Source organism: Solidesulfovibrio magneticus RS-1 (assembly GCF_000010665.1).
GTDB lineage: Bacteria > Desulfobacterota > Desulfovibrionia > Desulfovibrionales > Desulfovibrionaceae > Solidesulfovibrio > Solidesulfovibrio magneticus.
The window spans coordinates 2,431,006-2,450,845 of the sequence record NC_012796.1 but is presented as its reverse complement, the minus strand read 5'-3'; the positions used below and the strand labels follow the sequence as shown (position 1 = coordinate 2,450,845).

General features: G+C 65.7%; 23 protein-coding genes. 1 reads left to right on the top strand and 22 read right to left on the bottom strand.

Features of this window, described 5'->3' with window-relative positions; genetic code table 11:
* Positions 1-149 precede the first annotated feature (149 nt).
* Genes DMR_RS10345 through DMR_RS23335 form a run of 3 tightly spaced genes read right to left on the bottom strand, consistent with a single transcriptional unit; the run spans position 150 to position 2,079 of the window.
* Positions 150-815 (bottom strand): HAD family hydrolase, encoded by a 666-nt coding sequence (locus DMR_RS10345; protein WP_015860853.1) that lies wholly within the window; start codon positions 813-815, stop codon positions 150-152.
* A gap of 21 nt (positions 816-836) precedes the next feature.
* Entirely contained in the window at positions 837-1,682 is an 846-nt protein-coding gene (locus DMR_RS10340; RefSeq protein WP_043600471.1) for a hypothetical protein, read from the bottom strand.
* The gene (locus DMR_RS23335) at positions 1,675-2,079 is read right to left on the bottom strand and encodes a hypothetical protein (RefSeq protein ID WP_081429603.1); all 405 of its coding nucleotides are present in this window, start codon (positions 2,077-2,079) and stop codon (positions 1,675-1,677) included. Before DMR_RS23335 ends, DMR_RS10340 begins: the two co-directional genes overlap by 8 nt.
* Positions 2,080-2,166: 87 nt before the next feature.
* On the opposite strand from DMR_RS23335, the gene DMR_RS10330 reads away from it, so the two are divergent.
* On the top strand, positions 2,167-2,364 hold the full coding sequence (locus tag DMR_RS10330; protein WP_015860850.1) for a twin-arginine translocase TatA/TatE family subunit: 198 nt from the start codon (positions 2,167-2,169) through the stop codon (positions 2,362-2,364).
* A 211-nt stretch (positions 2,365-2,575) separates the two neighbouring features.
* Here DMR_RS10330 and DMR_RS10325 read toward each other — a convergent pair whose 3' ends face one another.
* From DMR_RS10325 to DMR_RS10235, 19 genes are all read right to left on the bottom strand, one after another.
* A complete protein-coding gene (locus tag DMR_RS10325) occupies positions 2,576-3,745 on the bottom strand; it encodes an N-acetylmuramoyl-L-alanine amidase (RefSeq protein ID WP_015860849.1) in 1,170 nt (389 codons plus the stop codon).
* Entirely contained in the window at positions 3,742-4,668 is a 927-nt protein-coding gene (gene miaA, locus DMR_RS10320; protein WP_015860848.1) for a tRNA (adenosine(37)-N6)-dimethylallyltransferase MiaA, read from the bottom strand. Before miaA ends, DMR_RS10325 begins: the two co-directional genes overlap by 4 nt.
* Positions 4,665-5,183, bottom strand: coding sequence for a pantetheine-phosphate adenylyltransferase (gene coaD / locus DMR_RS10315; RefSeq protein WP_015860847.1), 519 nt, complete (start codon positions 5,181-5,183; stop codon positions 4,665-4,667). The genes miaA and coaD overlap by 4 nt, the downstream gene beginning before the upstream one ends.
* Complete coding sequence (gene rsmD, locus DMR_RS10310) at positions 5,129-5,731, bottom strand: 16S rRNA (guanine(966)-N(2))-methyltransferase RsmD (protein WP_015860846.1); 603 nt, start codon at positions 5,729-5,731, stop codon at positions 5,129-5,131. Before rsmD ends, coaD begins: the two co-directional genes overlap by 55 nt.
* Positions 5,732-5,949: 218 nt before the next feature.
* Positions 5,950-7,002, bottom strand: coding sequence for an acyltransferase family protein (locus DMR_RS10305; RefSeq protein ID WP_015860845.1), 1,053 nt, complete (start codon positions 7,000-7,002; stop codon positions 5,950-5,952).
* Between the two features lie 14 nt (positions 7,003-7,016).
* A complete protein-coding gene (gene fusA, locus DMR_RS10300; RefSeq protein ID WP_015860844.1) occupies positions 7,017-9,062 on the bottom strand; it encodes an elongation factor G in 2,046 nt (681 codons plus the stop codon).
* Positions 9,059-9,958, bottom strand: coding sequence for a hypothetical protein (locus DMR_RS25605; RefSeq protein WP_148208405.1), 900 nt, complete (start codon positions 9,956-9,958; stop codon positions 9,059-9,061). The genes fusA and DMR_RS25605 overlap by 4 nt, the downstream gene beginning before the upstream one ends.
* 94 nt (positions 9,959-10,052) lie before the next feature.
* The gene (locus DMR_RS10290; RefSeq protein ID WP_015860842.1) at positions 10,053-10,790 is read right to left on the bottom strand and encodes an outer membrane protein assembly factor BamD; all 738 of its coding nucleotides are present in this window, start codon (positions 10,788-10,790) and stop codon (positions 10,053-10,055) included.
* 192 nt (positions 10,791-10,982) lie between these two features.
* Positions 10,983-11,912 carry a thioredoxin-disulfide reductase gene (trxB, locus tag DMR_RS10285; protein ID WP_015860841.1) on the bottom strand — a complete coding sequence of 310 codons (930 nt, stop codon included), beginning with the start codon at positions 11,910-11,912 and terminating at the stop codon, positions 10,983-10,985.
* Between the two features lie 3 nt (positions 11,913-11,915).
* On the bottom strand, positions 11,916-12,236 hold the full coding sequence (gene trxA, locus DMR_RS10280; RefSeq protein ID WP_006918681.1) for a thioredoxin: 321 nt from the start codon (positions 12,234-12,236) through the stop codon (positions 11,916-11,918).
* A gap of 114 nt (positions 12,237-12,350) precedes the next feature.
* Positions 12,351-13,466: a tRNA (adenosine(37)-N6)-threonylcarbamoyltransferase complex transferase subunit TsaD gene (gene tsaD, locus DMR_RS10275; RefSeq protein ID WP_015860840.1), complete on the bottom strand. Its 1,116-nt coding sequence runs from the start codon at positions 13,464-13,466 to the stop codon at positions 12,351-12,353.
* 5 nt (positions 13,467-13,471) lie between these two features.
* A complete protein-coding gene (gene fbp / locus DMR_RS10270) occupies positions 13,472-14,485 on the bottom strand; it encodes a class 1 fructose-bisphosphatase (protein ID WP_015860839.1) in 1,014 nt (337 codons plus the stop codon).
* A gap of 169 nt (positions 14,486-14,654) precedes the next feature.
* On the bottom strand, positions 14,655-15,527 hold the full coding sequence (locus tag DMR_RS10265) for a PDC sensor domain-containing protein (RefSeq protein WP_015860838.1): 873 nt from the start codon (positions 15,525-15,527) through the stop codon (positions 14,655-14,657).
* Positions 15,528-15,584: 57 nt separating this feature from the next.
* Positions 15,585-16,736, bottom strand: a complete 1,152-nt coding sequence (locus DMR_RS10260) for a tetratricopeptide repeat protein (protein WP_015860837.1) — start codon at positions 16,734-16,736, stop codon at positions 15,585-15,587.
* A complete protein-coding gene (locus DMR_RS10255; protein ID WP_015860836.1) occupies positions 16,726-17,064 on the bottom strand; it encodes an FtsB family cell division protein in 339 nt (112 codons plus the stop codon). Before DMR_RS10255 ends, DMR_RS10260 begins: the two co-directional genes overlap by 11 nt.
* A 1-nt stretch (position 17,065) precedes the next feature.
* Entirely contained in the window at positions 17,066-17,422 is a 357-nt protein-coding gene (locus DMR_RS10250) for a hypothetical protein (RefSeq protein WP_015860835.1), read from the bottom strand.
* A gap of 51 nt (positions 17,423-17,473) precedes the next feature.
* Positions 17,474-18,031, bottom strand: a complete 558-nt coding sequence (gene pgsA, locus DMR_RS10245) for a CDP-diacylglycerol--glycerol-3-phosphate 3-phosphatidyltransferase (protein WP_015860834.1) — start codon at positions 18,029-18,031, stop codon at positions 17,474-17,476.
* Between the two features lie 178 nt (positions 18,032-18,209).
* On the bottom strand, positions 18,210-19,103 hold the full coding sequence (locus DMR_RS10240; protein WP_015860833.1) for an Mrp/NBP35 family ATP-binding protein: 894 nt from the start codon (positions 19,101-19,103) through the stop codon (positions 18,210-18,212).
* A gap of 13 nt (positions 19,104-19,116) precedes the next feature.
* Complete coding sequence (locus DMR_RS10235) at positions 19,117-19,785, bottom strand: protein-L-isoaspartate(D-aspartate) O-methyltransferase (RefSeq protein WP_043600462.1); 669 nt, start codon at positions 19,783-19,785, stop codon at positions 19,117-19,119.
* Between the last annotated feature and the right edge of the window lie 55 nt (positions 19,786-19,840).

Here is a 19,840-nt window from a genome sequence, read left to right as displayed (position 1 = left end):
CAAAAGCAGACGCGCTTTACCTGAAAAATGGCACAGCGCCGGCCATTAATCAAGACAAATCCGGTTCCTTGCCAAGGCCGCACGCCGGCTTCGCTGGCGAGGCAGGCTCGGGCCTGCCGGGCACGGGCACGATGTTTGCCCCCAGGCGGTTATTTCGCCGCCAAACCGGAAAGACAAACACGCAGGCTGTCAAAGTCCGGCAGGTGCATGGCCGCAGCCAAGCCGGGGTTTTTGTAGGACCAAAAAGCGATGCCGGCGGCGGCGGCCGAACGCTCGTCCAGGGCCGAGTCGCCGATGTAGGCCACAGCGTCCTTGGGGCACTGCCAGTCAGCCAGGATGCGGTGGACGCCCTCGGGGTCGGGCTTGGGCCGCTTGAGCGCTCCGGCGGCAATGACCGGCGAAAAAAAACGATCGATCTCAAAATGAGCTAAGAGCAGCTCCACCGTGCTCGTCCGGTTGGTGTGCACAGCCATGCGCACACCAAGGCCTTCCAAGGTTTCGAGCAGCTCGACCAGGCCATCCTCCAGGAAAATATACGGAAAGATGTCCCGGTAATCGAGATTGCGCCGGACTTCCTCGGCTTCTTCCCGACGCTCGGCCGGGATGATGCGGTCCAGACACTCGCCCACGGCGTGCATGTGGACATAGTCCTCTTCCTCGGGGGTGATGGGCAACATGCCGATGCCCTCGCGGATGAGGTTGTAATACATGCGGTTGGCGTCCCGGGAATCCACCAGCACGCCGTCGCAGTCGAAGATGACGCCGGAAATCCGGGCCAGGAATTCGGGCGGGGAAGCGGGGTTGCAAACGTACATCGGGCGGCCTTCTTCTCCGTCTTAAGGTTTGACGGCCACAACCAGCCGCGTCATGTCGAGCCACGGGGCCTCAGGGTCGGGCCGGGTCCGGCCGGCCAACCGGTAACCGGACGGGCGGGCCGCGATCAGCGGCGCATCGGGAGAGCCGCCGGGGAACAAGGCCGGAAACGCTTCGGGGGCGACGTCGTCAAAGCCGAGATCAGCGTCCTGGAGTGTCGCGGCGATTTCAGGATCATCGATAAAAAGCCCGGTTTCCACTGGGGCTATGGCCCAAAACGGCGACAGCAACTGTCGCCAGGGCGGACGAAATTCGTCGGCCAGGGTCGCCGGGGTCGGCAGGCCGCCGTCGCTGGAAAAGGCCGCCGCCAGCACCATGGCCGTGTCGTCATCGTCGTCGCCGTCTTCAATGCCAAGGCTCTCGGCCAGATCTTTGCGGAAGTCCTCATCCAGGGAACCGGCCTCGGCCAGCTCCAGCACGCTGTGCTCGATCATGGCGGCCAGACACAAGGCCAGCTGAGCCTGCTTGGCCCGGCGCAGGGCCACCCGGCCCGGATTGAGCTGGTCTTCTAAAGCCTCGCGCACGGCAAAGGAGGTTTCGCTGAAGAAATGCCCTCCGCCCGCTCCGGCCAGCAACGCCAGATCCTTGGGATTTTTCGTCTCGCGGCGCAGGCGCTCGAATTCGCGCAAAAATCCCGCCAGTTCTTCCTGGGAAAGCGGCAGGTCGGCGGGACGCAGCAACTCCGGGTCGCCAGGCTCGCCCAGGCCGGGATCAAGAAAACGTACGCCCGGCACGCCGTCACTGGACACGGCCGGAGTCAAACAAGGAAAGTGCAGCAACGTCAAGGCGTTGCCGGAAGCGTCAGTCATGGAAACCATCCTTTGGCGCGACACCCCGCGCCCAACCTTCCAGGTAGCGTGGACAACGCCCCGGGCACAGGGGAAAGGCGAGCAAGCACAAATCGCCCACGGCATGGGCGCAATCCGGGAAGGAAGTCGTATCACCGGGCAGGTAATCCTGACAATTCCCTTCTTTGGCCAGGGTGGCCGGAAAACGGCTCTCCCAAAGGGCCTGGGCCTGCTCGTCGGGCAGCCCCATGACGTCGGCGCGCAGCACGAAGTCGTCAAAGGCACGGCACAGCCGGTTAAGCACGGCGCAACGATGGTTCTCGTGCAGGCCTGGGTTGAGATGCTCCTCGTAGAGACAGCGCTCTGCCCGGCAATGGGGGCAACCCTGGCCGGGCAAGCGACGCACTTGCGCCGTCATGACGATATGTCCATAAAACCGTGCCTTCCTTGACCTGCCCCAAGGCCGCGTGTATAGCCACGGCCAATCCACCAGCGGAGGCGCAGCATGTTTGGAATCGGATTTCCGGAGCTTATCATCATCCTGGTCATCGTGCTCATTATTTTCGGAGCCAACAAGCTTCCCGAGATCGGCGCCGGCATGGGCAAGGCCATCAAGAACTTCAAAAAGGCCACCAACGAGCCTGACGAGATCGACGTGACCCCGGGCAAGCCCAAGGACGACTCCACGGACCACAAAGCCTAGAGCAACATCCCATCCGCCGTCAAAGCCCCGAGGAGCCGTCTCCCCGGGGCTTTTTTGCGTGCATCATTTTAAGAGGCCCCCGGCCCCCCCAATTGGTTTGCGGTCTGCGCCGTTTTCCCGCCTGTCCTTCTTGTTTGGGGGCGCGTCTTCCCCTTGAGGCTCCGCCTCAAGGGGAAGACGCGCCCCCAGGCAGGGAGGGTCCGGGAGGGGGTTACCCCCTCCCGGCCGCCGGAGGCATCTTCACTCCCCGCAGCGCCGCCAGAAAGGCGTCGGCCAGGGCCTGGGCCAGGGCTTGGCGCTTGTCGGGGCTGCCCAGGGCGGCGGCGTCGTCGGCGTTGGACAGAAAGCCTGTCTCCAAGAGGAGTGCCGGCGCGTCGGCTTCTTCGAGCAGTTTGAGGGGGGCTGATCCGGCGACGCGCGTTGGCAGCGGCGCGGCGGCGGGCATGGCACGCATGAAGGCGCGGGCCAGTTCCAGGCCGCGCGCGAACCGGTCCTGTCCCACGGCATTATTGGCAGCAGCCAGGAAAAGCCCTTCCCCGCCCCGGGATTTCCAGGATGCGCCTGGTCCGTAGGCGGCGTTCTCGACTCGGGCGACAAGGGCGGCCTGGGCATCGGACGGTTCGCGGCCATAGCCATAGGCCGCGATGCCCATGGCCGCCGGATCGCTCACTCGGGCGGCATGGAGCGAAACGAGCAGGTCCGCGCCGTAGAAACCGGCCAGCCCGGCCCTGGCCCAGCCGGGCAGGGACACGTCGGCGGTGCGGGTGAGGTGAATGATCACCTCGTTTCTGGCCGGGGCCAGCGCCCGGGCCAAACGCAAGGCCAGATCGAGGGTCACGTCAGCCTCACGCAGTCCACCGACCGCCGCGCCGGCGTCCAGGCCGCCGTGGCCGGCGTCGAGCAGCACGCGCCACGGCCCTTGTCGGGTTGATTTCCCTGCGCCCTTGGCCAGGGCTTCGCGTTCGGCCTTGGCGTCCTGGGCCAGTCTGGAGGGGCGGGAACGAGAAGGCGACGGTTCGCGCCCAGACCCGACTTTGGCGGCGGGCATGGGAAACTGGCTGATGGTGTCGGCCAGCAGGCGCGACAGCGTGTCCTCGGGATTGAGCCGCACGGCCCGAGTGAAATGGGTCAGTGCTGTCCGGGCGTCGCCTTGCTGGAAATACGCCCGGCCCAAAAGCGCCTGAACCCGGTCGTTGCGCGGGTCCTTGGACTCGGCTTCATGGAGCAGCACCAGGGCCTTGGCCACGTTGCCGCCGGTGAGTTCCGCCTGCCCTTCCCCGGCCAACTCGTCGGCCGAAGCCGCGAACAGGGCGGAAGGCCGTAGCCAAGCCAGTCCGCCGGCCACGGCCAAAAACGACAGGACGCGCCGCCGGTCCATCATGCCCCGCCCTCCAAACGCTTCCCGACCAAATCCAGCAGCCCGGCCTCGTCGCCCGGGCCAAACCAGACGATGTCCGGCTCCTTGCGAAACCAGGTTCTTTGCCGCTTGGCATAGGCGCGGGTGTTGGTCAGCCAGGCGGACTTGGCCTGGCCCAGGCCGCAACGGCCGGAAAGATAGGCCGTCAGCTCCGGCCCGCCGATGCCGCTTAAGCCCGGGACATCCGGAGGATAGCGGTCCAGGGCGGCGCGCACTTCCTCGACGGCGCCGCCGGCGGCCATGGCTTCGATGCGCCGGGCCAGTCGGTGGGCCAGCTCCTCCAGGGGCAGAGCCAGACCGAGGCTGATGACGTCATAATCCGGGGCGGCGGGATCGCCTTGGCGGTGCCAGTCGGAAAAGACGCGGCCGGTCGCGGCCTCAACCTCCAGGGCGCGGGTGACGCGCTGGCGGTCGGCCGGGGCGATCTTGGCCGCGTAGTCAGGATCGCGCTCGGCCAGGCGGGCGTGCATGGCGGCCGGCCCCAGGCGGTCCCAGTCAGCGGCGACGGCGGCGCGCACCTCGGCCGGCACGGGCGGGATGGGGGCCAGCCCGCCGAGGATGGCCCGGAAATACAGGCCAGTGCCGCCGACGAACAGCGGCAGCCGGCCGCGCCCGGCGATGTCGGCGGCGCAAGCCCTGGCCCGCACGGCGAAATCGCCGGCCGCCACGGGCTGATCCAGCGGCGTGTCGCCGTAGAGGTGGTGCGGACAGGCGGCGCGCTCCCCGTCGTTTGGCTGGGCGGTCAGCACCGGCAGGCTTTGGTAAACCTGGCGCGAGTCCACGTTGATGACTTCGCCGCCAAAAGCCCGGGCCAGGCCGATGGCCGCGGCGGTCTTGCCCGTGCCCGTGGCTCCGGCCAGACAAACCACCCTTGTCCTCGCGCTCACGCGCCCTCCCCGCTCCCGTTTGCCGGGCCGAAGCGCTCAAGCATCCGCTCGCGTACGTGCTCGGGCACCATGCCCCGTATGTCGCCGCCGTGCTTGGCCACTTCCTTGACGATGGTGGAGCTGATGTAGAGCCACTTGTAGTCGGTCATGATGAAGACCGTCTCGATGGTGCGGTCGAGCTTGCGGTTCATGAGCGCCATCTGGAACTCGAACTCGAAATCGGACACCGCCCGCATGCCGCGCAGGATGACGTTGGCTTCCCGCGACTTGACGTAGTTGACGAGCAGTCCCTTGAAGCCCTCCACCAGCACCCGGCGGTCGTTGGCGAAGACCTGCTCGGCAATGGCCACCCGTTCGTCCAGGGTGAAAAGCGGCGTCTTGTGGGAATCGCCGGCCACGGCCACGATGACCGTGCCGAAAATCATGGCCGCCCGGCGCACCAAAGAGACGTGGCCGTTGGTCAGGGGATCGAAGGTTCCGGGGTAGACGGCGATGCAGGATTTCTGGGAGTCCATAGGATGATCCTCGTTTGTCCGTAGGTCCGGTCGGTCAGGCAGTCAAACACGGGCGGCACGGCGGTCTCGGGCAGGTCGAGTCCGGCCTCGATCTCGGCCACGACAATGCCGCCTGGGGCAATGAGGTCCAGGGCGGCGATTTTGGCCAGGGTCGGCGGCAGCAGATCCTGGCCATAGGGCGGGTCGATGGCGATGAGATCGAAGTAGCCGCCGGATAGCCGGCCCAGGGCCTTGACCACGTCGGCCTCGACGACCTGGGCCACGTCCGGCCCCAGGCCCAGGCCGCGCAGGTTCTCCTTGAGCACCTTGGCCACGGCCGGGCTGCGTTCGATGAAAACGGCCTTGCCCGCGCCGCGCGACAGAGCTTCGATGCCCACGCTGCCGGCTCCGGCATAACAGTCAAGCACCCTCGCCCCGTGAAAAAGCGCGCCCCGGGCCGCAAGCATGGAAAACAGCGCTTCCCGCACCCGGCCCGTGGCCGGCCGCAGCCCCGGGGAGTCAATGACTTTGATGACGCGGCCGCCCAGGCGGCCGCCGATAATGCGCATGGCGCTTCCTTGTCGTCGCCTCGTGTCGCGTCCGAAAAAGGCAAGTTCCTTCTCGGAACGACAACAAGCTTAACGGAGTATTGTTATTCGAAACACTTGGCACGTTCCTGGCCAGGGCCAGCCTGGCCGAAACCCCTTGCCAGGCAGTGTGCCCGCGACCTCGTCAACGATCCAAAGGTCCTCACCCAACCCTGCCGCGCAGGAGACGGCAAGGCCCGCTATCTCGCTCCCGTGGCCACGGCGTAGACCCGAGGGGCAAAGCGTTCCAGGAGCCGGGCCAGGCCATGGCAGAGGGCGTAGGTCAGGGCGGTGAGCAGGAGCATGTAGGCGATGCCGACCACCGTGCCCGAAGGTTTGAAGACAAACCGCGTGCCGTAGATGAGGTACGACAATACGGGTTCATGGGTCAGATACACGAAAAAGGAAGTCGCGGCCAGCCGGCGCAGCATCACGGCGTCGCGAAGGGGCGGCCAGGCTGAAACAAGCCAGACGGTCAACACGCCCAGGATCATGCTGTTGCGGTAGAGGATGTGATAATAGGACTGGCAGCCGTAGAGGCACTCATAGGTCGCCGTCACGGCCATGAGGGCCAGATAGCCAAGACCGACTGGCCAGGCGAAACGGGCCAGGCCGTCGAGATCGGCCCGGGTCCGGGCCAGGACGCAGCCGCCGTAGAAAAAGACCAGTCCGCTCAGCTCAATGGGAATGCGCCCCTGGGGCAGGAACATCCAGGCCGCCCAGCAGGCGACAAGGCCGGTCAGGGGCATTTCCTTGGAAAAGACGTAAAACACCGGGGCCAGCAGGAAATAGACGTAGAGATCACGCAAAAACCACAGCGTGTAGACCACGGGATAGCGGTAGATGCCAATGAGGAGTTTCAGGTAGCCGTCGGCGTCGATGGCGTGAAAGTCGCCGATGTAGGGCACCTTGTTGAAGACCTTGATGAGGATCAGGGTGATGGCGTTGAAGATGAGAAAGGGCACGAGGATGCTCTTGGTCTTCTTGACGATCATGCGGCCGTAGGAGGCGGCGTCGGGCTTGTAGGTCAAAAAGAAGAGGTAGCCGGAGACGGCGAAGAAAAGCGGCACGGCCAGGCGAAAAACGTTATGCGGAAAAATGGCCAGATAGACGTTCAGGGCTTCTGGCATGGCGCTGTAATAGGCCTGCAAGCCCTTTTCGGCGTGGATGCCGATGACGAAGACGACAAGGAGGGTGCGCAAGACGTCGAAACGCTTGGACGCCTCCGGCGAAACCAGGCTGCGCGTGGACATGGGTTCCTGTACGACTACCCGAGCAGGTCGAATTTGAGAAAACGCATGGACATGCCGGCCCGGCCCTGGGTGGCCGAGCGAAGGTCGGTGGAAAAGCCGAACATCCGGCGAAGCGGAGCCAAGGCCGTGACCGTCTTGTGGCCGCCCCGGTCGGCCATGTTCTCGATCTTGGCCCCCTTGGAGCCGAGCAGGCCGGCCACGTCGCCGATGAAGGCGTCGGGAACGCCGATCTCCAGTTCCATGATAGGTTCAAGCAAGGCCGGCCTGGCGGCGGCCAGGGCGTTTTTCAGCGCCTGGGCGGCGGCCATGCGGCAGCCGATGTCCGTGGTCTTGCCCTCGACCGGAAAGACGCCCGTCACCCGCACCCGCACGTCCTGGACCGGATGGCCGCCCAAGGGACCGCTTTGCAGGCCGTCTTCAAGGCCTTCGGCCATGGCCGCGCTCCAGGCCGGCGGATAGGCCAGGCGGTCGATCTCGAAGGAAATTTCCCGGCCGGTTCCCCGGGGCAGCGGCGATACGGCCACCGTCACCCGGCCGTGATGGCTGCGGTCGCCGAGTTCGCGGTCGAACACGCCCTCCCCGGCCGCCTCGGCCACGACGGTCTCCTGATAGACCACCTGCGGCTTGCCGGCGCGCGGTGAAACGCCGTATTCGCGCCGGGCCCGCTCCAGCACCACGTCGAGGTGGAGTTCGCCCATGCCCGAAAGAATCATCTGGCCGGTGTCGGGGTCGTGGGCCACGGTCAAGGTCGGGTCTTCCTCGGCCAGCTTGTCCAGGACTTCCTTGAGTTTGTCGGTCTCTTCGGCGTTTTTGGGCTCCAGGGCCAAGCTGATGACCGGCTTGTAGCCGCCGATGGCCTCCAACAAGATGGGGCTGGCCTTGTCGCACAAGGTGTCGCCCGTGGCTGCCCGGCGCAGGCCAGCGATGGCCACGATCTCGCCGGGGCCGGCCGTCTCGGCCTTTTCGCGGTGGCCGGCGTGAAGATGAAACAGCCTAGCTGGCCGCTCGATTTCGCCGCGCGTGGCGTTCCAGACGTCCTTGCCGGCTTCCAGGCGGCCGGAATAGACGCGCACGAACACCTGCCGCCGGCCGGTCTCCATGCTGACCTTGAAGGCCAGGGCGGCCAGGGGCGCCTCAGCCTCGGGCGGATAAACGATCTCGGTCTTGGAAGCGGGATCGACGCCGCGCGCCCCGCCACGGTCAAGGGGGCTTGGCAGATAGGCCAGGATGCCGTCGAGAACCGGCTGGACGCCGATGTTCTTGAGCGCCGAGGCGGCGAAGACCGGCGTGACCTTGTGCTCCAGGGTCCCCAGGCGCAGGGCGGCCTCGATGGCGGCGGCGGCAATGGCCTCGCCGCCGAGGTAGGCATCCATGAGCGCCTCGTCGTAGTCGCAGGCCGCTTCAACCAGTCGCTCGCGCCAGGGCGCGGCATAGGCGGCTTCGTCGTCGGTCAGCGGCCGGCGTGAAACCTCCTCGCCGTCGCTGGAAAAACGGACATGCTCCATGGCGGCCAGATTGATGATGGCCGTCAGCTCAGGCCCCTGGCCCAGGGGGATAGTCACGGCCACGGGATTGGCGCGCAGCTTTTCGCGCATGGCGGCCAGGGCCGCCTCGAAATCGGCCCCGGGCCGGTCGAGCTTGTTGACCACGGCGATCTTGGGCACGCCATAGGCCATGGACTGCCGCCAGACTGTCTCGGACTGGGGTTCCACGCCGGAGACAGCGCAAAAAACGCCCACCGCGCCGTCGAGCACCCGAAGCGAGCGCTCCACCTCGATGGTGAAATCCACATGGCCCGGGGTGTCGATGATGTTGATCTGATGGTCTTTCCAGGCGCAGGTGGTGCAGGCCGAGGTGATGGTGATGCCGCGTTCCTGCTCCTCGGGCATGAAATCCATGGTGGCGGTGCCGTCGTGGACCTCGCCCATGCGGTGGATGCGGCCGGAAAAATAGAGGATGCGCTCGGTGAGCGTGGTCTTGCCGGCGTCGATATGGGCGATGATGCCGATGTTGCGCAGGCTGGCCAGACGGCTTTTCTTCGCCCCTTTCTTCGAGCTCATGCGTCCTCCGGGCCGGGCGTCGGAGCATCGGCCGCGCAGTTGGGATCAACGACAGCGGCGAAGCGGCGCCGGCGAAAGGCCTCGGGCGGCAAGTGCGGCCACAGCCAGAAGCCCTCCCGGCCCGGCCCCAGGCACAGCGGCGCGTCGGCAGCCAGGGTCAAGGCCTCGTCAGCCGTCACGTAGACGGCGTCGTAGGCGGCCTGACCGGCTTCGGCCAAGCTTCCCTGCCCCGTCTGCCAGCCGGACAGCTCGGGACATTGGCCATCATGGCTATAAAACGTGCAATCCGGATGGGCAAAGGACAGGGCTGCAGCGTCGAAACCGGGGCCGAACACGCCGGCTTTGCCGGCCACGGCGGCCCGGCGGACGTCGAGGCCGGGCGATATTCCGGCCGGCAGGATCAGCTCGCCAAGGAGGACCACGACGCCCCGCCCCTTGGCCGGAAGCTCGGCCAGGAGGCCGGCCCAGTCGCGGCGGGAGATCCGGGCGGCCGTTTCCACGCCGCACAGCTCCAGGGTGGTGATTAGCGGTTTGGGCCAGGCCGCGCCCACCCGCACGGCGGCCACGTCGGGCACGCGGGCGCACAGGGCGGCCATGACCACGGCGGACAAGCGGGCCGGAGACAGGAAATCCCGGCCGCAGGCCACGAGCACGTAATCCTGGGGGACATCGAGAGAAGCCGCAAGCAGGTCATGGCCCAGGGCGTCGCAACGCTGCCTGGAGGCCGGCAGGGGGCCGCCCATGGCCGCGTACATGGCGGCCAGGCCGGTCTTGATCCAGGCGCGCTCCCGGTCGGGCGTGCGGGCGTAGGCGGCGGCAAAGGCCGCGTCGGCCAGGCGGGCGCGTTCCAAGGCTTCGGGCCAACGGCCCATGGGCAAGGACATCAACGCGTTCATGAAGTCCCCGCGCGGCAAACGCAAACGGGGCGGCCAGCCGCCCCGTTTTGCCGCCGTATGGCCCCAGAAGTGAAAAGCTTCCGGAGATCGATGGTTACAACCAGCGCTTGGTCCAGTGTCGCCAGCTGCCTTCAATGGCCTGGCGTTCGTTTTCGGTCAGGGTCTTTTGGTATTCAAGGTAAGACAGCTCGGCCCGCAGCTTGGCGTATTCGAGCACTTCCTCAAGATCCTTGTAGTTCTCCACCGTGTACATATAGCGCTTCCAGGCCGCGCCGTACTGGCTGGTGCGCCAGTAGAAGTCTGCCACGAAGAGCTCATGCTCGGCCATGCGCTTCTTGCAGCGACGAATGTAGTCGGCCGCTTCCTTGCCGTACTCGGTATCCGGGAAGGTCTGCTCCAGGAGGTAGAAATACTGGATGGCTTCCTGGAGATTGCTTTGCGGCATGTCGATGGATTCGGAGCGCTTGAAGTTGGAGACGCCGACTTGGTAAAGCACGTAGGGAATCTCTTCGCTTCGTGGATGGACCGACTCGAATTCCTTATAGGTTTCAGCGGCCATGCCGTAATCTTCGGTGAGGAAGTAGGCGTCGCCCAGGGCAACCGTGCCCATGGGCGTGTACGGGCTAAACGGATAGCGGTCCTTCAATTTCATGAAGTAATTGATGGCCCCATAGTAATCCTTGTCAGCCATGGACTGCCGTCCAGCCTCATAGAGTTCCTGGGCGGTATCCTCGGGCGGCGGCAGGAAATAGTAGTCGATCATGCCGGCGCAGCCGCCAAGGAACAGGAGCAGAAAGCCCAAGGGCAGGAAACGGCGCAACATCACATTCATGGTATATTCCCGGTATGGCCCGGTCCTGGCCGGGCGCCATGCGGCGGTCGGGTTCCTTTGGTAGGCGTCAGCGGAACCCGGCGTCTCGATGCGCGTCCTCTTACCAAATGGCCCCAAGGGGCACAACGCAAAAAATGCCGGACCCGTCAGCCGTCCGTTCGAAGCGGCGCGGTCGCACGGGTCCGGAAATGATCAGTCTTGCGGGAACCGCGTACTGATGTAGGCGTAAGCGGCGTGGGCGGCCACGGCCCCGTCGCCCACGGCGGTGGCCACCTGGCGGCAGGACTTGGACCGGATGTCGCCGGCGGCGTAGATGCCTTCGATGCTGGTGCGCATCTCGTCGTCGGCCAGGATGAATCCCTGGTCGTCGCGGGTGAGTCCCGGCGGATAGAAATCCCCCTGAGGCTCGAAGCCGACGAACACGAACACGCCGTCCACCGGGATGGTGCGGCAATCGCCGGATTTGACGTCGCGGACCTCAATGCCGGTGACGGCGTCGCCGCCGGAAATGGAGCACACGACCGTGGAACGCAACACCTCGATGACCGGATGGGTGAAGCAGCGATCCTGAAAGCATTTCTGGCCACGAAAATCGTCGCGACGATGGATCAGGTAGAGCTTTTTCACCAGCCGGGCCAGATACAGCGATTCCTCCAGGGCCGAGTTGCCGCCGCCGATGACGGCCACAGTCTGGTTCCTGAAGAAATTGCCGTCGCACAGGGCGCAGTAGGACACGCCCCGGCCGGCCAGTTCGCGCTCGCCGGGGATGCCGACGCGCTTGTAGCGCGCGCCGGTGCACAGCACCACGGCCTTGGCCTCGACCACCTCGCCGCCAACGCGGATGCGATGCAGTCCGCCTTCGGACTCGATGGCCGTGACCTCGTCATTGATGCGCTCGACGGCATAATGCCCCAGGTGGGCGGCCATGGCGTCGGCCAGCTTCCAGCCCTCGATGCCATCCGGGAAGCCCGGATAGTTCTCAATCAGATGCGTCATGAGCATCTGGCCGCCCGGCGAGAGCTTTTCGATCATGGCAACGGACACGTCGGACCGGGCCAGATACAGGGCGGCCGTGATGCCGGCCGGGCCGCCCCCGATCACGACGGCGTCGAATCGTTTCATGGATTAGAGCGCCTTCTGGGAGAGCATTTCCTTGATCGAGCTTTTGGACACGGCACCGGTGATCTGCTCCACCACTTCGCCGCCCTTGAACAGGATCAGGGTGGGGATGGCGCGGATGCCGTACTTGCTCGGGGTGCTCGGGTTTTCGTCGACGTTCATCTTGGCCACCTTGACCTGGCCGGTGTACTCGTTGGCCAGTTCGTCGATGACCGGACCCATGGCGCGGCACGGCCCGCACCAGGGCGCCCAGAAATCCACCAGAACGGGCAGGTCGCACTGCAGGGCTTCGGCTTCGAAGTTGGCGTCGCTCAGTTGGATGGCCATGGATGCTCTCCTTTCATGGTCTGGCCGACCGCCGGGGCGGTCGGGTTTCTGGCGTTATCGGGACGGCGGGTCGCGCCGTTTGCCGTCATACTCAAGGGCCGTAATCGTGCGAACCTATTGCGCCGGCGAGGCGCTGTCAACCGATGCCGCCTTGCCGGACGGTCCGCCGGCATAGTCCCAGGGCACCTTTCGTCCCCGGGGGACGGCAGTCAGCGCCAGGTCATGGGCATAGCCCGCCTCGGCCAGCCGGCTGCCTGCCGCCGCGATCATGACGGCGTTGTCGGCGCAAAGGGCCGGCTCGGGCAAATAGAGCGGCAGGCCGCGTCGGGCGGCCAGATCGGCCAGCATGGCCCGGATGGGACCGTTGGCGGCCACGCCGCCAGCGGCGATGAGGCTGGCCGGCGGTCCGGGCTGCCGATCCAAGGCCCGCTCGAACTTGATGCGCAGCGTCTCGGCAATGGCGAAATTGAGCGAAGAACAGGCCCGCCGCAAGGCCATGGGCCAGGCCTCGGGGTCGATGGCCCCGCCCGCCTCGGCCAGGCTGCCGGCACGCAGTTCGGGATGGGCGGCGGCATAGGACGCCACGGCGGTCTTGAGGCCGCTGAAGCTGAAGTCGAAATGATCGTTATCCAGGAACGGACGCGGGAAAAGGGTCTTGTCCGGCGCGATCCCCCGGCCCAGCACGTCGATGTAGACGCCGCCGGGGTACGGCAGATTGAACGACTTGGCGGCCTTGTCAAAGGCCTCGCCGGCGGCGTCGTCCAGGGTGCGGCCGAGCACCTCCAGGGACAGGGCCGATTCCAGGCGCACGATCTGGGTATGGCCGCCCGAAACCAGGAGCCCCAGGGCCGGAAAGGCCACGTCCCGGCCGATGGTCGCGGCCAGGAGATGGGCGTGGAGATGGTCCACGCCAATGAGCGGCTTGCCCGTAGCCAGGCTCAGCCCCTTGGCCGCGGCCAGCCCCACCAGCAGGCTGCCGAGCAGGCCCGGCCCCCGAGCCACGGCAATGGCGTCAACGTCGGCAAGGCTTCGTCCGGATGCGGCGAAAAGGGCCTGCAACAGCGGCCCCAGGCGGCGCAAATGCTCTCGCGAGGCCAGCTCCGGCACCACGCCCCCGAAGACGGCATGGAGATCGGCCTGGGAAGCGAGTTTTTCCAGGACGGGACGGCCGTTTTCGAAAAGCGCCACGGCCGTCTCGTCGCAGGACGTCTCAATGCCAAGACAAAGCATGTTGCTTAAGCTTTCCTGGCCCGGCCGTAGATTTCCATGACCTTGGCCACGTCGTTTTTGCTACCGATAAAAAGCGGCACCCGTTGATGCAGCTCCTCGGGTTCGATGGACAGGATGTCGCGCTCGCCGTCGGTGGCCGCGCCGCCGGCCTGTTCGATGACAAAGGCCAGGGGATTGGCCTCGCACAAAAGGCGGAGCTTGCCCTGAGGCTTTTTGGGGTCGCGCGTGTCGGCGGGATAGAGGAAAATGCCGCCGTAGAGGAGATTGCGGTGGAAGTCGGCCACCAGCGACCCGATGTAGCGGCCGCCGTAGGGCTGGCCGCGCGGGTTGTCCGTGCCCTTGAAGGCGCTGACGATCTCGCGGGTGGGCTCGTCCCAGTAGGACCAGTAGGCCTCGTTGACGGAATAGACCTTGCCGGTCTCCGGAGTGCGGATGTCGGGGTGGGACAGCAGGAACTCGCCGACGCTGGGGTCCAGGGTGAAGCCATGGACGCCCCGGCCGGTGGTGTACACGAGCATGGTGGAGGTGCCGTAGAGGAAGTAGCCGGCGGCCACCTGCTTGGCGCCCTGCATGAGCAGATCGCACAGCTTGTCGCCGGAGCACCCCTCGGCCACGCGGTAGATGGAAAAGATGGTGCCAACGTTGACGTTGGCGTCAATGTTGGAGGAGCCGTCCAGGGGATCGAAGATGAGGAAATAATCGCCCTTGGGGAACTGGTCGGGGATACGCACGATGTCGGCGTTTTCCTCGGAGGCGATGGCGCACAGCACCCCGGCCCGCTCCATCCGGTGGATCAGCACCTTGTTGGCGTATTCGTCGAGCTTTTGGACCTGCTCGCCCTGGACGTTGACCTCGCCGGTAAAGCCCAGCACGTCGACAAGGCCTGCCTTGCTGACTTCCCGGGAGATGATCTTGGCGGCCAGGATCAGGTCGTTGAGCAGCCGCGTGAAGCGGCCCGAGGCCATGGGGGATTCTTTCTGATGCAACAGCAGGTGTTCGGTGACGGTGATCTGCGGCATGGCTGTTCTCCTCAAGCCTGGGCGGCAAAGGCCCCGGCGCGGCTCGCGGGTTTTGCGGCCTCGTCCCAACCTACCCCCAGACCGAAATACCCACAAGATTTTCCAGGGTTGGGAAGAAAAAAAAGCCGGCGGCTTCGACCGCCGGCCAACGATGCATCGAGAAGGCCGTCTAGGGAGTGGTCAGATCCGTAGGCTGCGGCAACGGCTCGGTGGAAGGCAGCGCCTTGTTGGGTTCGGGCGCGGGCGCGGCTTCCTTCTTGGGTTCCGGTTTGGCGGCGCGCACTTCCCGGGCGTCGGTGAGATAAACAAGCTCCAACTGGCCGAGGTAACGGGCCTGCCAGACGTATTCGCCGCCCCCGGTCCGGATGTCGCCTTGCACCTCGCCCTTGAGGATGTCGCTCCATTTGAGGGCGGCCAGGGACTCGCCCTGCCCGGCTCCGCCGGCCCAGAGCAGGCCTTCGGTGGACACCACCACCAGCGCATTGGGGTCGGGAGAAAAGCGCACCAGGTTACGCGGGTCGAAATTGACCACGACCAGACCGGCCCATTCGTTTTCCTTGAAAAACGGCATGGCGATCATGACCACCGTGCCCATCTCGTCGGACACCACGCGCGCGCCCATCTTGCGAACCTTGTAGCGGTCGGCCATGTCGAGCAGGGACGCGTAGTCAAGGGGACGCATGGGCGTCGAAGGCACCTGGCCGACGATGGCTCCCGAAGCATCGACCACGGCGATGCCGGAGAGCCAGGCATTGGCGGACAGCAGCTGCTGGGCCCATTCGGGGTCCGGGGCCGCGTCCTGGCTGCCCAGGGTGCGCAGCATGGCCAGCAGCCGCTCGTCCACGGGCATCATGAGAGCGGCCAGGCGTTGCAGGCCCTTGTCGGAGATGCCCTGGTCGCTGAAGTCGATGGAGGGGTCGGTGTTGATGTATTCCCGGTACAGCTTGCGGGTTTCGCGCCACTGGGTTTTCATGGTGCCGCAGCCGGCAAGGATGCAAAGACAGACAATGGCGGCAATGGCCGCGAGAACGGTGCGTTTCAAAGCCGTATCCTCGTGCGGTTGGCGTATGCGGTGGAGGCGGTTAGCCGAAGGCGGCGGTTACGATCCGGCCCGGGTTTCCAGGCGGTTGGCCAGGGCTTCGAGAAAATCAGCCAGCCGGTTGGCCGATTTGGGGCCAGCGGCGGCGGGCGTTTGCACTGGGTCCTGCGAGGCGGGCCGCCCCGTTGCGCCCAGGGCGTCCATGAGGGCGCGCAACTCCTCGCGTTCGGCGTCGGTTGCGGCGGCGGCCAGGAGTTCCTGATAAATGGCGCGCGCGCCGGCCAGATCACCCTGCTCGGCCAGGACGGCGGCCATGGTCCGGGTGCGCACGCCCTGTTCCTTGCCCTTGGCGGGCTTGGACCGGGGACGGGGTTCAACGGTTTCAGGAGCGTCCAGCAGACCGGCCAGCTCCATGACCTCGCGGGCACCGCGCAGCTCCGGGCCAGCGGCTTCGACAGGACCAGCGGCAATGGCCGACGGGGCAGGGCCCGTTTCCGGGGGCAGGTTCTCGGCTTCGGACAAGGCGGCAGTCTGAATGACCGGACCGCAAGGGACGTGCGACAGCTCACGAACCGCCTCGATTTCCCCAGTCGGCTCAAGCAAGGCCGATTCCGATACCCCTGGCCTATCACCCAGGGCGGGGGCCACGGCATCCTGAGACACGGCGGCGACGTCCGAGGCAATGCTCGCCGACTGCGCAGCAGCGGCTTCTTCTTCGCCGCCGTCCGGCCCTGACTGCTCCGATCCGCCGGACGCCTCGGCGGTTCCCGGCCCGGAAGAGCCTTCGGACGGCTCAAGGGAACCGGCGGCCTGACTCAGGCTTTTAAGCCCCCGCTCCATGACCTCGGCCCAGGTGAGGGTCTGGTTCTGGAAGTAGTGGGCCAAAAAGAGCATGGCCAGGGAGGGGTCCTTGGCCCGGGCGGCGGCGGTCTTGGACCACAGGAGCCAGACCGAGGGATAGCGCGCCAACAGCGCGCCGACGTCGGCAAAGACCTGATCGGCCTGCTCCTCCTTGCCCTGCCGGGTAAGGAGTTCGATGAGCAGGAACTTGGCTTCGAGGTGGTCGGGATGGAAACCGATGCCGCGTGAAAGCACGGCGGCGGCCTCGTCGTGGCGGCCTTCCTCGGCCAGGCTGCGGGCCAGGGGGAAGAAGACCTTGGAGTTGGGCTCGATTTCCAGGACTTCCCGGTAGATTTCGATCTTACTGAGCATCGGCCCGCTTTCCTTCCTTGTCCCGTTCCGGCTCCTTGGCGGCGGGCGGGTCCTTGGGAAACTGGTAAAGGATCTCGTTATCCTTGAGGTAGTTCATCTGGGACCGGGCCATTTTCTCGGTGAAAGCCTGATCGGTCTTGAGCCAGCGGATTTCCTGGCTGAGGTCCAAGGACTTGTCGTTGACGGCTTCCAGGCGTTGCTTGAGCTGCTCATGCCTGGATTTGAGTTCGAGGTAGGCAAAAATGCCGTTGTCGCTCCATATCAAATTATAGAGCAGGAACACATTGAAGAAGATCAGCGCCGTCAGCAGGAACCTTCGCCAGATCATGTCATTGCACGACGTATTTCTTCGGGCGTTTGGTATCGGACTGGGCCAGGGGCTCCTTCAGTTCGCGAAGGAAATTCTCGGTGGCCGCCTCGATGCGCAACACGTCCTGTTCCTCCACTTCGATGTCTTCGACCTGGGAGAGAAACATCTTGAGCACCTTGAAGTCGCGCAGCAGATAATGCCCGAACTGGAGGCGCTCCAGATCGGGTTCGAGCTCCAGGATGGTGTGCAGGCAGTTTTCGATACGGGCGGCGAGATTGTCGTCCAGGTGCGTCCCGGACCAGGCGCCCTTGCCGAGGCCGGCCCGGGCGGGACGGACCCGGCGACGGGCCAGCTTGGAAATGTTTTTGGCTTTCATAGCGCCTTGTCGCAAAAGGTGTTGGTCAGCGGGCGAGGCATGGCCGCTTCGCTACCGGGCGGCCTTGTCCGACCACTTCGCCTGCTTGCTGAATCCATAAAAGTAATTGACGCCGGAAACAAGGGTCAAAACCAGGGCCAGGTACAAAAGCGTCTGTCCCAGCGGCGCGGGGTCGAAACCCCAAACGGGATAATGCAGCAGCAGCGGACACAGGGCCACCATCTGCAAAACGGTCTTGAGCTTGCCGTAGCGGTCGGCGGCGATGACCACGCCGTGGTCCACGGCCATGGCCCGAAGCCCGGTGACGGCGATCTCCCGGCCGACGATGACCACGGCCACCCAGGCCTCGACCCAGCCGAGTTGGACGAGCATGATGAGCGCGGCGCTTATCAGCAGCTTGTCGGCCAAGGGATCAAGAAACTTGCCGAAATTGGTGACCAGATTGCACCGCCTAGCCACCACGCCGTCCATGATGTCGGTGACGGCGGCGGCGATGAACACCATCATGGCGGCAAAACAGGCTCCCCGGCTCGGAAAATAGAGCAGGAGCACCAGGATCGGCACAGCCCCGACGCGGGCCAAGGTGAGGTTGTTAGCAAGATTGAACATAGCGTGGTTAGTCCCTGGTGGTTTCGTGGCGCAGGCAGGCAATTAAAGCAATACCGGGCCGGCGTCAAAGCCTTCCGCCCGGCGCGCCGCAGCCATCGGCCCCGCAACGCGCCGCAACGGGCGTATTTTCGGCCTGGGCGATTTCCGCATTGCCGCGGGCCGCTCGACAATCCGCCAGTTAGGGCCTCGGGTAGGCGGCGGCTTCGAGGCTGCCCCGGCAGGCGGCGGCCACATGGTCGGCCAGGGCGGCAAAGGCGGCCTTGGCCGGATGGTCCCCGGGCAAAAGGGCCACCGGCCGGCCCAGGTCGCCGGCCGCCACCGTGGCCGGGTCCAGCGGCACCGCGCCGAGGAACTCCAGGCCGAAATCCCGGGCCAGGGCCTCGCCGCCGCCTTTCTTGAAAAGTTCGATCTCCTGACCGCAGTGCGGACAGGCCAGCCCGCTCATGTTTTCCACCACGCCAAGGATGTTGGCGTTGGTGTACTGGAGAAAATTGATGCTTTTGCGCACGTCGGCCAGGGAGACCTCCTGGGGCGTGGTCACCAGCAGGCACAGGGCGTCGGGCACGGTCTTAAGCACGGTCAGGTGCTCGTCGCCGGCTCCGGGCGGGGAGTCGATGACCAGATAGTCGAGGTCGCCCCAGTCCACGTCGGCGATGAACTGGCGTATGGCGGTGGTTTTCATGGGACCTCGCCACAACACGGCGGCATCGGGATCGGCCAGAAGCGACTGCATGGAGACGACGGAGAGATTGTCGCCGAAGCGTTTGGGGGCGATGGCCGCCTCGCCGCCGGCGGTCATGGCGCCGGTCAGGCCCAACATGCCCGGCACGCTCGGGCCGTGGAGATCCACGTCCAAAAGCCCAACCCTGGCCCCGCCGGCGGCCAATGAGCAGGCCACGTTGACGGCCACGGTGCTCTTGCCGACCCCGCCCTTGCCGCTCATGACCACAAGCTTGTAGCGGATGCGCTCCAAGGTCTGGCCGATGCGGGCTTGGCGGCCGTCGCTGCCGGTCGCCGCCCCAAGGGGCTTGCCCGGTCCGGTGCAGCCGCGACAGGAATCGGATTGCGTCATTGAGCCAACTCCTTCACGAAGCCTGCCAGCCGTGGGTTCCGACGAGGTCGACGAACATGACCCCGCCGAGATCGCGCACGATGACCCGGCCGTTATCCCGGCGCACCAGGCACAGGGTCTGGTTTCGCCGCGAAGTCCCCACCGGTATGACCATGCGCCCGGCCGGGCCGAGCTGGGCCACCAGCGGGGCCGGAATCTTGGGCCCTCCGGCGGCCACCAGTATTCGATCAAAAGGAGCCTTCTCAGGCCAGCCCAGGGTGCCGTCGTCAAGTTTAAGCTGCACCCGGTCGTAGCGCAAGGCGTCGAGCCTGGCCCGGGCCTGTTCATAGAGGGGCTTTATCCGCTCCACGGTATAAACCTCGGCGCCGAGTTCGGCCAGCACGGCGGCCTGATAGCCCGAACCCGTGCCGATCTCCAGGACCTTGTGGCCCGGGGCGACCTCAAGCAGTTCCGTCATCCAGGCCACGACATAGGGCTGGGAAATGGTCTGGCCGTGGCCGATGGGCAGCGGGTGGTCCTCGTAGGCCTGGGGAATGAGCGCCTCTTCGACGAAAAGGTGGCGCGGCGTCTTGCGCATGGCCCGCAGCACCTCGGGCCGGGTCACGCCCCGGGCCTCGATCTGTTCCCGCACCATGCGTTCCCGGCTGCGCCGCAAATCGGTCTTGACCCCAGTGGCGTTCATCAGTTTCCTTTCACGGGGAAGCATCCTTCCCCGCGCCATTCCAATCCTCTTCGGA